The sequence below is a fragment of the Pseudarcicella hirudinis genome (genome assembly GCF_900115665.1).
Classification (GTDB): Bacteria; Bacteroidota; Bacteroidia; order Cytophagales; family Spirosomataceae; genus Pseudarcicella; species Pseudarcicella hirudinis.
In genome coordinates this window covers 38,280-54,117 of the sequence record NZ_FOXH01000009.1, presented here as the reverse complement: position 1 = coordinate 54,117, position 15,838 = coordinate 38,280, and the positions used below count along the sequence as shown (strand labels likewise).

At 37.9% G+C, this 15,838-nt stretch carries 12 protein-coding genes; 8 read left to right on the top strand and 4 right to left on the bottom strand.

Translation table 11 applies throughout. From position 1 onward, the window contains the following. The first annotated feature begins 19 nt into the window (after positions 1-19). The 8 genes from BM179_RS15580 (at position 20) to BM179_RS15545 (ending at position 8,104) form a co-directional block, all read left to right on the top strand. Entirely contained in the window at positions 20-217 is a 198-nt protein-coding gene (locus BM179_RS15580) for a hypothetical protein (RefSeq protein WP_092018084.1), read from the top strand. A 118-nt stretch (positions 218-335) separates the two neighbouring features. After that, positions 336-1,019 carry a JAB domain-containing protein gene (locus BM179_RS25850; RefSeq protein ID WP_092018083.1) on the top strand — a complete coding sequence of 228 codons (684 nt, stop codon included), beginning with the start codon at positions 336-338 and terminating at the stop codon, positions 1,017-1,019. A gap of 227 nt (positions 1,020-1,246) precedes the next feature. Further along, complete coding sequence (locus BM179_RS15570; RefSeq protein ID WP_092018082.1) at positions 1,247-1,654, top strand: hypothetical protein; 408 nt, start codon at positions 1,247-1,249, stop codon at positions 1,652-1,654. 855 nt (positions 1,655-2,509) lie between these two features. Continuing rightward, the gene (locus tag BM179_RS15565; protein ID WP_143095246.1) at positions 2,510-3,310 is read left to right on the top strand and encodes an FkbM family methyltransferase; all 801 of its coding nucleotides are present in this window, start codon (positions 2,510-2,512) and stop codon (positions 3,308-3,310) included. A gap of 129 nt (positions 3,311-3,439) precedes the next feature. Continuing rightward, complete coding sequence (locus BM179_RS15560) at positions 3,440-4,174, top strand: LytR/AlgR family response regulator transcription factor (RefSeq protein ID WP_092018080.1); 735 nt, start codon at positions 3,440-3,442, stop codon at positions 4,172-4,174. Positions 4,175-4,691: 517 nt separating this feature from the next. Next, positions 4,692-5,897: a bZIP transcription factor gene (locus BM179_RS15555; RefSeq protein WP_143095245.1), complete on the top strand. Its 1,206-nt coding sequence runs from the start codon at positions 4,692-4,694 to the stop codon at positions 5,895-5,897. 5 nt (positions 5,898-5,902) lie between these two features. Next, on the top strand, positions 5,903-6,223 hold the full coding sequence (locus BM179_RS15550) for a hypothetical protein (protein WP_143095244.1): 321 nt from the start codon (positions 5,903-5,905) through the stop codon (positions 6,221-6,223). A 12-nt stretch (positions 6,224-6,235) separates the two neighbouring features. Then, the gene (locus BM179_RS15545; RefSeq protein ID WP_092018077.1) at positions 6,236-8,104 is read left to right on the top strand and encodes a S8 family serine peptidase; all 1,869 of its coding nucleotides are present in this window, start codon (positions 6,236-6,238) and stop codon (positions 8,102-8,104) included. Between the two features lie 86 nt (positions 8,105-8,190). Here the strand turns inward: BM179_RS15545 and BM179_RS15540 are convergent, their stop codons facing one another. From BM179_RS15540 to BM179_RS15525, 4 genes are all read right to left on the bottom strand, one after another. After that, positions 8,191-9,117, bottom strand: coding sequence for a sugar phosphate isomerase/epimerase family protein (locus tag BM179_RS15540; RefSeq protein ID WP_092018076.1), 927 nt, complete (start codon positions 9,115-9,117; stop codon positions 8,191-8,193). A gap of 72 nt (positions 9,118-9,189) precedes the next feature. Then, positions 9,190-12,012 (bottom strand): PQQ-dependent sugar dehydrogenase, encoded by a 2,823-nt coding sequence (locus BM179_RS15535; RefSeq protein WP_092018075.1) that lies wholly within the window; start codon positions 12,010-12,012, stop codon positions 9,190-9,192. A 63-nt stretch (positions 12,013-12,075) separates the two neighbouring features. After that, a complete protein-coding gene (locus tag BM179_RS15530; RefSeq protein ID WP_218159232.1) occupies positions 12,076-13,755 on the bottom strand; it encodes a carboxylesterase family protein in 1,680 nt (559 codons plus the stop codon). Between the two features lie 123 nt (positions 13,756-13,878). Then, a complete protein-coding gene (locus tag BM179_RS15525; protein WP_092018073.1) occupies positions 13,879-15,801 on the bottom strand; it encodes a glycoside hydrolase family 3 protein in 1,923 nt (640 codons plus the stop codon). Between the last annotated feature and the right edge of the window lie 37 nt (positions 15,802-15,838).

The window sequence follows — 15,838 nt, the reverse complement described above, 5'->3', positions numbered from 1 at the left end:
TAAAATAAACCAAAATTTTATGAACTTCTTCAAAATAAAAACAAGCTGGTCTAATGCTGAATTTATCATATTAAAACTGTGCATTGCTTCTGCGTATATTCTGGTAGGAACTTATTTTCACGATTTCTTCTATAATTATTTCATACCCGTTCTTGTCGTTTTTGGTATAACCGTCATCTGGTCTGTTTACTTGTGGATCAGGAAAATGCGGGAATAAAATTATCGTTGTGATCTGAGAGACAAACATGGTAAACCTGAAACCGTTTCCTCAACACTTTATCAATACTGAAAAAAAATCCTTACTTTTATCGGATTAACAATTGATTTTTTCAACTATGAATGTCAAACTTTCTACAGAGCAAAAGATAAAAGTATTGAACTGCGAAGATCTGGTTAGGATCATGCAACAGATTCTCATGCGTGAGAACAAAATAGGCCGGAATAAAGAACATTTCTGGATTGTTTGTCTGGCCAACAACAATCGTATTCTCATGATCGAACTCATCAGCCTTGGTACGGTAAACAGTACGCTGGTGGAGCCAATGGAAGTATTTAGTTTTGCGTTACAGAAAAGGGCTGTTCAAATCATTCTTGTACACAATCATCCGAGTGGTGAAACCGAACCTTCCGAGGGCGATAATTATGTTACCGACAGAATGATGGCTATAGGAAAGTTTATTAATGTGCCTGTTTTAGACCACCTCATTATCACCGAAACAAGCTATCTGAGCTATTTGGAGGTAGGTTTACTGGACAAAATAGCAAAAGAGACCTCTTTTGACCTGACCTTTAAAAAACAGGAGGAATTCAATCTGGAAATGGAAATGCTTCGGTACACCATAGAGCAAAATCGTCAGGAAGCAGAAGAAAAGCTCGCCAAAGCACAAAAAAATGCGGAATTAGCTGCAAAGAAAGAAGTAGCTTTGAAACAATTAAAGGATGGTATTTCAATCGAAAATATCATAAAATATACCGGCCTGACATTAAAACAGGTTGAGAAATTGAGGGATAAAATGTAAACCTAAATGATCAATAATGTCTCCGGCATAGTGGATAAAGAGCAAATAATATTCTCTGTACTTGCCGTGTCACTGACACTTTTTCCATAGCTTTTCCGTAGTCTATTTGACTACGGACAGGGTGTGCCGGCTTATTGAACTCAATTTTAAAAAAGGCAGGGCTTAAATAGTTTTGTTATTAGTCTAAGCTATAATATCAGGCCCTTAACTATAATAATCCTCCAATAATGAAAGATTTAGAAATTATTATCGAAAAGGGTGAGAATGGTTTCTCAGGATGGATAGAAACCGACGACTTCTTACTTTCAACGATGGCTGATACTGAAATGGCTATTGTAGACGAATTAAAAAAACAGGTTGCTGACTACATTCAGCACGAAGGAAAGGAAAAAGCCGAGTGGAAAAATCTCAGCCTTGATCAGATACATTTTGTTAATAAATACTATCTGGTAGATTTCTTCAAAGCTTACGAAGCAATTAAAATTAATAAAATTACAGAATTGGCCGGGCTAAATGAAAGCCAGGTGAGACATTATGCATCCGGCAAAAGAAACGCATCAGTAATAACAGTACAGAAGATTGAAAATGCTTTGCATAAGTTTGCACAAAACTTATTAGATGTCAGATTAGTTTAATAAAAGTATTTGCTCGTTATTTTTATCCATAGAGTTTTAAAAGGCTCTATGGATTATAAACAGACTTAATCTATCCGTAGAGTTCCGCAGGGCTCTACGGATTATAAAGGAATAAGAGCGTCTTTGACGCGGCGAACATGAAATAATCTTTAGATTTCACGTCAGATAGAATGCATAAGATTGATGACCGGCATGGAGTTCACTTCATTACAATTTCAGTGGTAGAATGGGACGATATATTTACACGTTCATGCCGTGTCACAGACACTTTTTTTCATAGATTATCCGTAGTCAAAAAGACTACAGACAGAATGTGTCACAGATACTTTTCCCTTCACATCCTTTCCAATAAAAATAAAGCTACAATTTATATTTTACAGATAGTCACTTTATTTTATTGATTAAAATCAATAAAATAAAGTGACTATTAGCAAATAAGTCTTTTTTCAATACAGAAAAGACTTATTCCCCATCAAAATTTGTAAACTTTCTACGCAGTCAAGTACCTTCGATCGCAGATTCCAAATACCAGAAGTTAATTCATATTTTCTTTAGTGCATACTCTGATTTCAATGCAGAAGGTATGAGAAGTACCAGTCTCATAGGAGTAAATACCATTATGGGAATCAAGTCTGGCCAATTATTATTGCGAGACTTGATTTTAATTTTCTTTATACCTATAAACAACTTACAATAATTATGATAGACAAAGTATTAAATCAACCGGAAATACAACAGGAACCTCCCATTCTGATAGACATTGGGGCATCAGGAAAAATTCATAAATCGTGGAAAAGTATTGCAAAATATTCCATTTGCATTGCCTTTGATGCTGATGACAGGGATTTCGGACATGTGAAAGAAGAATCGAAAAATTTCAAAAAACTTTATATTTACAACTGTATCGTTAGTGATAAAAAAACTTCTGAATCCGATTTTTATCTTACAAAATCTCCTCATTGCTCGAGCCTGTTAGCTCCGGACCCAGATAGTCTTCAAGACTGGTCATTTGCTCCTCTCTTCAATGTTGACAGAATAGCAAAAATAAGAACCATTGATCTTCCAAGTGTATTAAAAGAATTAAATATACAAAAAGTAGATTGGTTTAAATCTGACTCCCAAGGCATCGACCTTAGGCTTTTCAAAAGCCTTGGAGATGAGCTGACAAAAAACATACTTGTAGCAGAATTTGAACCCGGCTTAATGGATGCCTACAAAGGAGAAGATAAACTTCACAGCATTCTATGCCATATGGAAAACACAAAGAAATTCTGGCTTTCAGACCTTGTAATAAAAGGTTCTCAGAGGATTTCCGAAAATAGATTAAATAATGTATTCCGTTCCCTCCCGCTAAGAAAGCTATTTAATGCTGTCGGAAAAACATCTCCAGGCTGGGGGGAAATGACCTACATCAATAATTTCAAAGATGAAAATCTGTCTAAAAGAGATTTTTTGCTTGGTTGGGTGTTCTCCAGCATTCAACAACAAAATGGATTCGCTTATGAAATTGCAGAGAATGGATATGAAATATTTCAAGAAGATCTCTTTAAAGAAATGTCTCAGTATTCAAAATCCAAATTAAAAAAAGAATTCATTTCATTTTCTTATATACCACTTGCTTATAAAAAAGTACTGAGGGAAACAGGAATTGGTTAAAATTGAAAATTTACTTTGCTGGCAATGTGTGGAATCGCAGCCAGCAAAGTAAAATTCAACTCTAAACATCTATGAAAAATAAAAATTAACAATAGTTCTTAATTCTGCATTTCTTAAATATTCTACAATATGCGTACCCTTATTATAAATGAAGAACCAGCAGTTCACAATATTTTGAAATTATTTTTATCGACTTGCAAAGATGTAGTACTATTAGGTGAGTGCAGCAGCCTTGCGGAGGCTAAAGTAATGATTAAGAATACTCAACCTGATTTATTATTCTTAAGTATAAACATAGGTGACAAAACAGGTTTTGAATTATTAGAGGAATTTCCTGATTCAGCTTTTAAAATTATTTTTATTATTGATAATGAGCAGGATGTATTAAAAATACAAGAAACAGAGGCCTTAGAGTATTTGTTGAAACCAATAAGTCAGGCTAAGTTTACTCTTGCCATTGAAAAAGCGAGATTACAGCCGGCAAACCTTGTAAAACATCCAACTTCTACTAAGGATTTCGAAAATAGACTACTAAAAATAACCTTTAGAAGCAGAACCGGGTTACATATCATTCCTTTAAATGAATTATTATACTGCGAAGCTGATGGGGGTTATACTACTTTTTATTTGAAGGACGGCAGCAAGCTTGTTTCTTCTAAGCCTCTAAAAGAATACGCTACTATATTGCCCGGAGAATTATTTATACGAATACATCAATCCTATATCATCAATATCGACTATGTTGTGTTATTCAGCAATAGAAATACTGTAATTTTAAAAACTGCAAAAAATGGCTCAGGGAAAGAGATTCCGGTATCAATTCGTAGGAAAGAAGAATTATTAAAGATATTGGAAAGTTATTGAGTTATTATAGCTTTCTAAAATGTCAATTTTGCATTTCTACTTCTATTTTGATGAAGCCATATAATAGATTCCTTTTTTATTTGTGGTCATCTCTTCTACTGTTAAAACCCTTCAAGTGCCGAAATATTCAGTCCTTTCATTTTTCCATTTCCCAATTCAATATTGGCATCACATATACCACTCAATATTTCTAAAATTTCATGGAATGAAACAAATTAAATCAACCCTCCAAATTTTTTCATTGAGCTGCCTTCTACTCATCTTGTGGTATTTAGTCAAAATCTATTTCTAAAAATAACTGATACCCCTATTGACCATTGCTTTAGAAATGAAAAGCAATAGCCCGCACTTATTTGATGCCTGATTTTGCAAATAATAACCAGGTATCAGCAAATAATAGCGAATAGTACTGGTATCTATACTAAGACTGTTACCAATTGTTTAAAGCCCTTTCTAAAGTTATCAGAAAGGTAATGTCACGACCTGCAATAGTGGCTAAATCGTAAAATTGAAAATAATGAAACGAGTTCTTCAAGCTTTATCAATGTCTTTACTAAGTATTATTTCTGTACAAAATGTAAAAGGCCAAACAACTTATTATGGAACCGGTGCAAACCAAACAGGTAGTAACAATGCAAATTTTGGCTACAATTCCGGTTATAGTAACACTACAGGTAGCCAAAATACAAATCTGGGATATCAGGCGGGTTATTACAATCAAACAGCCTCTCAAAATACATTTACAGGATATCAGGCGGGTGTATATTCAACTGGTGGCAGCAATTCATTTACTGGCGCTTTTTCCGGAAATAAAACTACTACAGGTTACTACAATACAGCAATTGGAGCCTCATCTTTAAGAGATAATACTACCGGATTATACAATACTGCATTAGGTGGATCAGCAGGGTTATCCATAAATGGTAATGATAATACACTTGTAGGAGGAGAATCTGGAAAGTTTATAGCGGATGGCAGTACTAGTCTTACTTCTGGTACCGGACTAACGCTGATAGGAAGGAAGGCTTCGGCAGGTGTCGGTGGCTTAACTAATGCCACTGCTATTGGTTATAATGCATTGGTCGGAACCAGCAATAGTTTGGTTCTCGGTGGCATCGGATCTTTCGGGGTAAATGTTGGTATAGGTACAACATCTCCTACTGCCAAATTAGAAATCACAACCGGAACAACAGGAAGTGCGGGATTAAAATTCACAAATCTTACAAGTGCTTCCACTACTGTAACTTCCAATGGTAAAGCTCTTAGTGTTGATGCTTCAGGGAATGTTGTTTTAGTACCTATCACAGCAACATCTTCATATTGGGGAGATGCAGGCAATAACAATATTATCAATTCTAATACAGGTGGTGTAATTATTGGTACCGGTATTACTTCTTTTCCTGCTACTTATAAATTATATGTTGCAGGAGGTATTCTTACTGAGGCTCTTACTATTGGTGCAAAAAATACTTCCAACTGGTCAGATTTTGTCTTTGCCAGAAACTACAAATTACGTTCGTTGATTGAGGTAGAGAAATTTATCAAACAAAACGGTCATTTACCTGAAATAGTATCTGCTGAAGAAGTGGTGAAAAATGGTATAAAAGTAGGTGAAATAGAATCCAAATTATTACAAAAAGTAGAGGAATTGACGCTCTACATTATTGCCCAGGAGAAAAGAATCAAATCTTTGGAAAAAAGAACTATTAAATATAAACATTGATGTATATGAAAAAGACAATTTGGTATTTGGTTATTAGCTTTATTGTTTCTTGTGTTTCATGCAAAAAAAATAATATGAGCCCCGACAACAATATAGTAGTTGTTGGATTTCTTCAAAAGGCTGGTATTACTACTTATCAATATGGTTCTCATTATCTGACAAAAGATAAAAGTCAAAAAGAACACATTTACGCTCTTTCAAGTTCTAATGTTAACTTAGATAATTTTTTGAATCAGCAAGTTAGAGTAGTTGGAAAAAAAAGGAATGGTTATCCTGTTGATGGAGGCCCTGATTATTTGGAAGTGGAATCAATTCAGAAAGAATAAAATAATTTTGATATGAGAAAGAATAATATACATGTTAAAATAAAATTAAGTGTGTTATGTTTTATGTTTTCAAGCGTTATCTCAATTGCTCAGATAAGCCCTCAATATGTAAATGGAGAAGTTTATCTTAAAATTCGAGACAATAGTACTATTTCATTAGGAACAACAACTAGTGTTAGTTTGTCAAGTGTATCTTTTCTTAATGCACTCAGTCAAACATTTAAAATACAAAACATAACGCGAAGTTTTTATAATGGCGATGTTAAAACGGGTATCACATCAGCGAATAGCCAAGTTGCGGCGGCAGCCTTGAGAATTTCAAAAATCGTAAGAATCAAATTAGCAAATCCAAATCAAACGGATGCTTTTATAGCTTTAGCAAAAACGTATGCAGATGTTGAATATGTTGAAAAAGTACAGATGTTTTCGACAGGTGTAACTCCTAATGATATAGGTGCAAATTCACAGACAGGTACCGGTCAATGGGCATTGTATAAAGTGAACGCAATGCAAGCATGGGGTATAACAATTGGTAATCCATCTGTTATCGTAGCAGTGGTTGATAATGCAATAGACACAAGTCATCTAGACCTAGTTAATAATGTGGTAGGAGGTCGGGATGTAGCTGATGGGGATAATAATACAATTCCATCAAATACTGCAATGAATCATGGCACCCATGTTGCTGGAATCGTTGGAGCCCAAACTAATAATAGCTTTGGAATTGCATCTATTGGCTATAATATAAAAGTTATGCCTGTTAAAACTGCAAAAGATACCGACGGCACTACAACGATTAGTTTTGGTTATGAGGGTATTACCTGGGCCGCACAAAATGGTGCAAAAGTTATAAATTGTTCTTGGCGCGCTCCTACTTCAATAGCCGATGGAGGTAGTGTTGACTCTTCCTATCCAACTCAAAGAGATGTTATCAATTTTGCAATTCAAAACGGGTGTGTGCTTGTTGTAGCTGCTGGAAACGACAACACGTCAAATCTAACCATTCCAGCTGGGTTTACGAATGTTATATCAGTAGCAAGTACAGGATTTACTGATGTTAAAAGTTCGTTTTCAAATTATGGATCATGGATAGATATATCAGCACCCGGTGAAAGTATTTATAGTACATTACCTTCTAATAGCTACGCTTCTTGGGATGGAACATCTATGGCTTCTCCTTTAGTTGCTGGAATTGTTGGATTGATGTATTCTATTAATCCAAACCTTACTCGTGACCAATGTGAAACTTGCCTTAGAAATTCAGCATTAAATATAGATGCCAATAATTCTGGTTTTGCAGGTAAATTAGGAAGTGGACGTGTAGACGCACATGGGGCAGTATTATGTGCTCAAAATTTACGTTGTCCATCCACTTTAACCTTAACAACTTCCATAAACTCTGGAACACAACTTTTTCAATCTTCAAGTAATATATTTTCAACCAGTCAAATTTCTGGAAATACAACCAACATAACTTATAAAGCGGGTAATCAAATAAAATTACAACAAGGCTTTAAAGTAAGCAATCAGGCGGTATTCAAAGCATATCTGGCGGGATGCTCCGCTGCCAGAATGGCTTCAGAGAATGCAGAAATAACAGAATTCAAATCTGATGAAATATCCATTCTATCTGCGTCACCCAATCCGGTTGTTAATGGAGAATTTATAATTTCCTATTCCGTAACTACAGACGGATTAGCAAGTATAAGTTTAGCAAATGTAATGGGAGAGCATATAAAAACAATTGTTCCGGAAAAATACCATGAAAAGGGTACATACAAGGTTTCAGTGAATGCAACAGATTTACGAAATGGCCTCTATCTATATACTTTACGTGGAGATAATGTGTTTCAATCGAAAAAGATATTGATACAGCACTAGCATTATTTAATCCATTGTAGAATAAGAGGTTATTTCAGAATTTCATTCTGAAATAACCTCTTATTCCTAAATAAACCAATCAATATTTACCCAATAATCTTTTTCAGATTATTGAAACTGGTGGTAATATTCTCCAGCGGAGATGGTGCTCCGTCCTGCTCTACAAAGAAATGTTTCATTCCGGAAGTAGAAGCATTTTCAAAAATTGGTTTGAAATCAAGATACCCTGTACCTATTTCTACCGGAATATTAGTGCCTTTGCTCAGGTCTTTTACGTGCCAGAGTGGAAAACGTCCGGGATGTTTTTTGAACAAATCCACCGGATTAATTCCTGCTTTAATAACCCAGGCCAGATCAAGTTCAAATTTCAGAATGTCGGAAGAAATTTGCGAGGTGAACAAATCATATGGAATTTGCCCTTCAACTTTTTCAAATTCCGCACTGTGATTATGATAAGCAAAAACAATTCCTGCCTTTTTGCAAGCCTCTCCTGTTTTCTGTAATACTTCCATAGATGTTTTTATCTCATCCAACGTTTTGATGGGCGTACTGGCACATACAAGGTATTCTACACCACCTTCTGCCGCTTCATCTACCAATTGCTGATGATCGGTCAAAAGGGTTTTCATCGGTGGAAGTTTTGGGATTGCAGTCTTGGCAAACTGTCCGCCTCCGGCTCCTCCGGCAGGCATTTTAAACGGAGCACCCAATACATGGTGTGATTTCCAGGATAATCCAAAGCTTTTGGCTAAATCTGCAAACTCTTTTGGTTTTAAGCCATAATAACCGCCTTTCATGCTGAAAGCAGATTCCAGTTCCTGATAACCGATTGAGGCTATTTTCTGTAAAGTACCATTCAGGTCCTTATCAATTATCGACATAGCAGTGAACAACTGCACCCCAACGGGTTGAGCTGAAGTTCTTCCCAGGAGGGATTTCAGCTGATTTGGCAGGAGCATTCCTCCGAATGCCAAAGCACTTGAATTTTTAATAAAACGTCTTCTGTCCAGCATATTTTTTTAATTTTAGAATCTGAGTTATAGCTATATAAATAACTGTATTTTAATGTTTTATATTTCTGAAATTTAATTTTTAAATTGAATGTTAACGACCTGCATCAAAATCTGATTGGTTTCCGCTTTAGGGTTTTTAAACACAAAATACAAATCATGAATACCCTCCGTTGGTTCAATTTTCAGAGAAATCTGCTGAGACATCCTGCGAATCATCGCATTAAAGTCAAATGCAGGAGCTTGTGCCGGCTTAGGTTTGGGTGCATCTGTTTTCTTTGTATCTGCCGCAGGAAGAGAAGCTGGGAAACTTGGGTTTTTCACTTCTACCATTGCAGACTGACCTATTAATTTTCCTTCGGGAGAATCAATTCTTGCTTCAATTATGCCTCCGGAAGCACCCACTCTTGCCATTGCCTGTACCAAAAAATCAAGCTGAGAGATACCGGAAAGATCCAGTTTGTCAAATCCGATATATGACTCATTGCCAATCAGGCTGAAAGATTTAGTCGGAGTAATTAACAATTGAGTTCCTTTCTTCTTATCAGCTTTTGCAGGATCTACATCCGGATTACGAAGTTGTACTATCGTTTCTGAAAACAACGGAGAAAGAGATTTTGTACCTCTGTCAGTATAAGCTGCTCTTAACACATAACTTCCTTTGCCGTTTTCTCCATCCGGTATTTTAGTAACATGGCTCCCGCTTACAGGTAATGACTTGGCCTGAAGGGGTTTTTCTCCGAGGTTCAGGATGTATTTTACCATCAGATTAGCATCATTCGGAGAAAGTTGCGGGTGAGCACTCATAGCATGATCTCCCCATACGCCACCCCCACCGGCAATGACTTTTTTCGACAATTTCTCAAGAGCAGATTCATCATTTCTGTACTTCTGGGCAATTTCGCGATAACTCGGCCCAACTGATCTGCGGTCTATAATATGGCAGGATTTACAGTCATTCAGACCAATCAGTTTAAATCCGGTATTAAAACGTGCCGAAGCATCTGTACCACGATAATTTGACGCTATTTCAATCGGATCAAAAGTATCCGGCATATAGTCAATATTTACGGCAACCTGACCCGCAGAAATTTTCCCGTTTTCCAGACTTCCATCCTCTTTGTCACTTACTTTCACTTTATAGTCAATTGTCTGATTCGGGAAAAAGAAGGATTTATTACCTTTTGTAACTTCAAAAGCAATAACCGGTGCTTCGTTTCCGGCTTTTATTTCAAGATTTTTACTATTTTTTGCCCCTTTTGAGTCGGTCACCGTAAGACTCACCTTATATGTTCCGGCTTTATCAAAATTAATAACCGGATTCGCTTCATTTGAGGTTTTCAGATAGCCTGTTTTCGACGTAATTTTCCATTCATATTTCAAAGGATCTTCATCATAATCCTTCGTTCCTTCTGATGAAAACCTAACTTTAAAAGGAATTGCTCCTGCGGTTTTATCTGCTTTGGCTTCTACAATCGGTTTCCGGTTTCCGGCATTGTATTCAATTTTAACCAATCTGGCATTGTCATTCCCCTTAAACCAGGCACTTCCGTATTCAAGCACATACAAATCTCCCTCAGGACTGAAATCCATATCAATTGCACTACTGAAATTCTCGTTCGGAAGAAAACGTTCCATAGATTTATAGTCACCTTTTTCATCCATCGTTACGGCAATAATCCAGCCTCTCATAAAATCTACAGCCAGCCATTTCCCTTCATAATAATCCGGAAATGCTCTTTTGGCATTTGCAAAATCAGCTTTTCTGAAAACCGGACCTCCCGTAGCACTTCTTCCGGAGCTACCTAGCAAAGGAAATTCTTCAGAAGTACCATAAGGATACCAAATCATAGCTTTTTGTGCAGGTGGCAATTCAGTTAATCCGGTATTGTTGGGAGAATGATTGACAGGCCTTTCAGGATTATTCTTTTCTCCTGTTTTTTTAGCAGCAAAGTCGTAATGCGGATAGGCTTTATTATCCCCGATAAAATAAGGCCAGCCAAAATACCCCGGGCCTTTCGCCTGGTTAAATTCATCATATCCTCTTGGGCCACGATCCGAATCATCTGAAGCATCCGGGCCTACTTCTCCCCAATATAAATACCCCGTTTTACTATCGATGGTTGGTCTCCAGGGATTTCTGTGCCCCATAGTATAGATTTCAGGTCTGGTTTTTGGGGTTCCTTCCGGAAATAGATTTCCTTTCGGAATCGCATAAGTTCCATCGGCATTTGGTTTAATCCGGAGGATTTTCCCTCTTAAATCGTTGGTATTGGATGCTCCGCGCTGGTCATCCCAGCTACTTTGGCCTTCTCTTTCATCAAGCGGGGCATATCCGTCTGAATTACTGTTACTGGTATTATTTCCCACAGTAAGATAAAGATTCCCTACTTTATCGAAAGTCATTCCTCCTCCGGTATGACAGCATTCCTCCCGCTGTGTTCCAACTTCCAGAATAATCTTTTTTGAGCTTTCTATCAGTTCTTCTCCCTTCAGTTCCCATCTGGCTAAAACATGTTTTTTCTCTGTCGGATCTGCATAATACATGTAAATCCAATGATTTCTGGCATATTCCGGATCAGCGATAAGGCCCATCAAGCCTTCCTCCGCTTCCCTTACCTGTCCTTCTCTGTTGGTATATTTGGTATTTACCGGAATAGTTGCGATCAGACTTACTTCCTTCGTTTTCGGGTTGTAGGCTTTTAATCCGCCTTTTCGTTCGATAAACAGGATACGGCCATCATTCAGGAAGGTCATTTCCATAGGTTCATCAAATTTTTCTGCCAGAACAGTTTTTGTAAAACGGTTCTCTTCAGGTAGTTTGCCGGATTGCCCCTGCACATGCAGAGTCATTCCGGCAACCATAAAACCTAAAGTAATCATAGTTTGTATTTTCATAGGAAATAATGCTTGATAGTATTGAAAAACATAAAACAAACTCCTCATTCACAAACACTTATATCATTTAACATTTAACACACCGGAATCAGTCATTGCCTTTGCATCTGCACTGTTTAATTTCCAGTTATTGTCAAAGTTTCCTTCCAGAACTTTCGTTTTCTGAGAATTTCTGAACAATAAAAAGTCCTTAAGGAAAGCAATTGATGAAGCCTGAATCGGATAAAGACTTGCCAGCCCCTGCACTTCAAAACCACTCCAGTAAGGTAATCCCGAGCTTACCACAACATAATGCCCGTCAACCGGAAAAGTATAAACCAATCCATACTCCCCGGTAGCAGCACTTTTCAATTCTACAGGTAATCTGTCACTGTATTTCTGAATAATCAGATTTGTTTCTGCGGTACCAAATAAAATCAGGTTAGCTCCTTCAAGATCACTGGCTCTCAGGTCTTTATCAGCTACAACCCTTGGAAACAAAAAGATACTTCTTCCGTTGAAATCTTTGGTAGAAGACCAGTTTGCCGCTTTATTGGCAATTTCAGCTCTATTTCTAAGTTCTTCAGCACTCGGGTTTCCTGCAGTTCCGTACACATATACATGTCTGCTGGCAAAAGCCTCATTAACAGGCCCTTCTGCTCCCGGTCTTTTTGAAGAAACTGAAGCCTGAAAGTTAATTTGCTCCCATTTACCATTCTTATTTGAAAATGAATAGGTATCACTACTCTTCGCTTTCAGTTTCTCTCCGTTGATAGTCAGCTGAAGACCAGAGCCAGCGTTAAATTTCGGATGCCCTGCCAGATTCAGGGTAAAAGCATTCAAATGACTGGCTGAAATATTTAAGTCATTTCCTGTAGTGAATTTCGCATCTATTCCCGCTAAAGTTCCGGGGGTAAATTCATCCAGTCTTACCCAATATGCTGAATTATGCTTGTATTGAGTAGTATTGAAACGCACCTGATCAGGGAAACGGTTTCTTCTGAACTTTCCGAACCAATCAAAAATACTGGCATCTTTGTAGGCATTCTCCCAGCTATTGTGCTGTACACCAGGGTATTCAATCGATTCCACATTTGTGCCTGATTCTTTCAGTTTTTTTACCCATTCCCTGGTTCCGGCAATCGGAACCACAGGATCAGCATCTCCGTGAAAAAAATGAACCGGAAAATTTAAAGCATTGGGCGCCAGCTCTATCGTACCTGCCGGCGGTGCAGGACAAACCGGAGCTATTGCCGCCCAAATATCAGGATGAGTCAGACCGATCCAGAGTGTTCCGCCACCACCCATTGAGAGGCCTGTAAGATAAGTCCGGTCTTCATCAATTAAAAACCTCTTTTTCACATCGGCCAATACGTCCATCACATCTTTTTCAGTAATTCCCTGATAGCCAAGTGTACCTCTGGCCAAAGGAGCTGCTACGATGTAGTCCACATCTTTTAATTCAGGAAAATATCTCGACGTCTCTACGTCAGTTTCTCCCGGTGCATTTGTTTTTCCGAAAACCCTTTTTAGATCCAGGCGATGATTAGACCCGGCTCCATGAAGCATCATCACAAAAGGGTATTTTTTAGCAGGGTTAAAATTCTTTGGTAAATACAAACCATAAGGCTGCTCAGAATCATCAATGTCTGAAAAGAAGGTCAGCACCTGGGGGCCGGAAGGCAGTTTCTGTGCCGGTGAAACCGGTGAAACCTGCCTTAACGACAATAACATTAAAAAGATAAGTAGTTGTTTAATTTTCATATTCATAGGATATAATTGGTTGTAAGGGCAATCGCTAATCTTTTCTCAACCTCAACGCCGACTGAAGTTTCTGATCCAGTCGGCGGTATTTTGAGGCATATTATTAATCGGACTCAGTATTCATCATTTGTAGTTCAGGCCAAATCCAAATTTATACAATGGATCTTTTGAATCGTAAGGGGTATCTTCCTTCTGGTTTTTCACCGCCTCCATCGAAGAAGGCAGCTCAAATGGTAATTTACCTTCAGGTTTTGCTTTACCGAAAATAACATCCAGTAATGCCGCATCACTTGCGCCGAAATTAGCCAGCAATCCTTTTGCCTTTGCACTGATTTCAGGAATAACAGCCGGGCGGTCAAGGTAAATATCAACGATGGTAGGAACAGCAGCACACAACTGTAAAATATCTTCTTTCTCTTTTCCTTTAAAGTCCAGATCTCCGTGGTGAAATCCTTTGGCAAAAAAGTTCTGCGTTTCAACCGGAACCCAGGGTGTATTTACCCGAATAACGGCAATATCAGCATCCTTAGGATTGTCAACAACTGTTCCATACTGCGCAGCGACCTTTGCATCTACATTCTTAACGTAGATTTTCAAAGCCCCAGATTTCAATGGCAAAAGGTTATTATCGTTCTTCAGTAAAGTCATCGCTCTGCGTTGTGTTGCCTCTCCCAGTTTTTTAAAATCCGCTCTCCCTACAATCTGACTGGCTTTCTCAACATCTACAAACGGATTATCAAACAGGCCTAATATAAACTTCTGACGAAGCAGCCTTCTAACGGATTGATCTATACGATTTTCGGAAATTTTGCCATCTTTTACCAGTTTCACAACCAGTTCCGGTCTGTTTTCTCCTCCAAACTGATCGCAGCCAGCTTCAATGACTTTTCTTACTCTATCTTCCTCACTAAGATTTTCAACACCCCATGCCCGTGCAGGCCAGACAACTGGTCCCATGTGCGTATCGGTAATCAAACCCCAGTCGGTACAAACAATCCCGTCATATTTATATTTTTCACGAAGTAATTTTGTAATAATGTCTTTGTTAAAACCAAAGGCCACATTTTCAGTAGTCTGGTCTGTCGGTACTCCGTAATAAGGCATAATTGCCGCGGTTTTTGCTTCAAATGCTGCCTCAAAAGGAATTAAATGATAGTTAAACATTTTTCCGGGATAGATCTGTCCTTTCTGAAACTCGAAGTGAGGGTCAAGTCCCTCTTTCTGAGGGCCTCCTCCTGAAAAATGCTTGGTCATACAAGCTACACTGTTTTTACCGAGATTTGCCCCCTGAAAACCTAATATATAAGCTTTCACCATTCTGGCAGAAAGTTTTGCATCTTCGCCAAAAGTACCGCTTACCCTTGGCCAGCGAGGTTCTGTAGCCAGATCGGCCATTGGATGCAATGCCTCACGAATCCCTACAGCCAGGTATTCCTGACGGGCAATATCACCGAACTCCTTCATCAGCTTTTCATCTCCTATCGCCGCAAAACCCAGTTGCTCAGGCCATTGCGAAAAAGAATTAGCAGACATGGTAAAAATATTGTTACTAAAATAATGTCGCGGATCTGAAGCGATTGTAACAGGTATACCCAAACGACTCATTTCAGCATGCTTTTGAATAGCATTATAGCCAATCGCCATTTCTTTAGTGGCCGGAACCTGCCAGTAGTTAAAATGGTTCATTTTACGGTTGTCAATCAACTCAATTGCTGAAGGCAGCATTGCAGCAAATCCTTTGGCATCGGGTTTCTTTTCAATACTTCCGTCTTCATTGATTAAAGTACCATTGATAAACATCATTCCAGCTTTTTCCTCCACATTCATCTGAGATAATAAATCTGTAACCCTTGCTTCTACGGGTTGCTTTTCATCCTCATAAATATCAAGTTTCCCGTTTTTATTCAAATCTCTGAAAGTGACACCATTTCTGGTAATAAGAAGCGAACTTTGTAAAATACTTTTGGAAGCAACAGGATTGGTTAATGACATCAGCGCAGCACCGGAAAGTACCGCTCCGCAAGCCAGTAATATTATTTTTTTCATGTTTACAAGTGTTAAAGTACCATCATTGTATCAATTC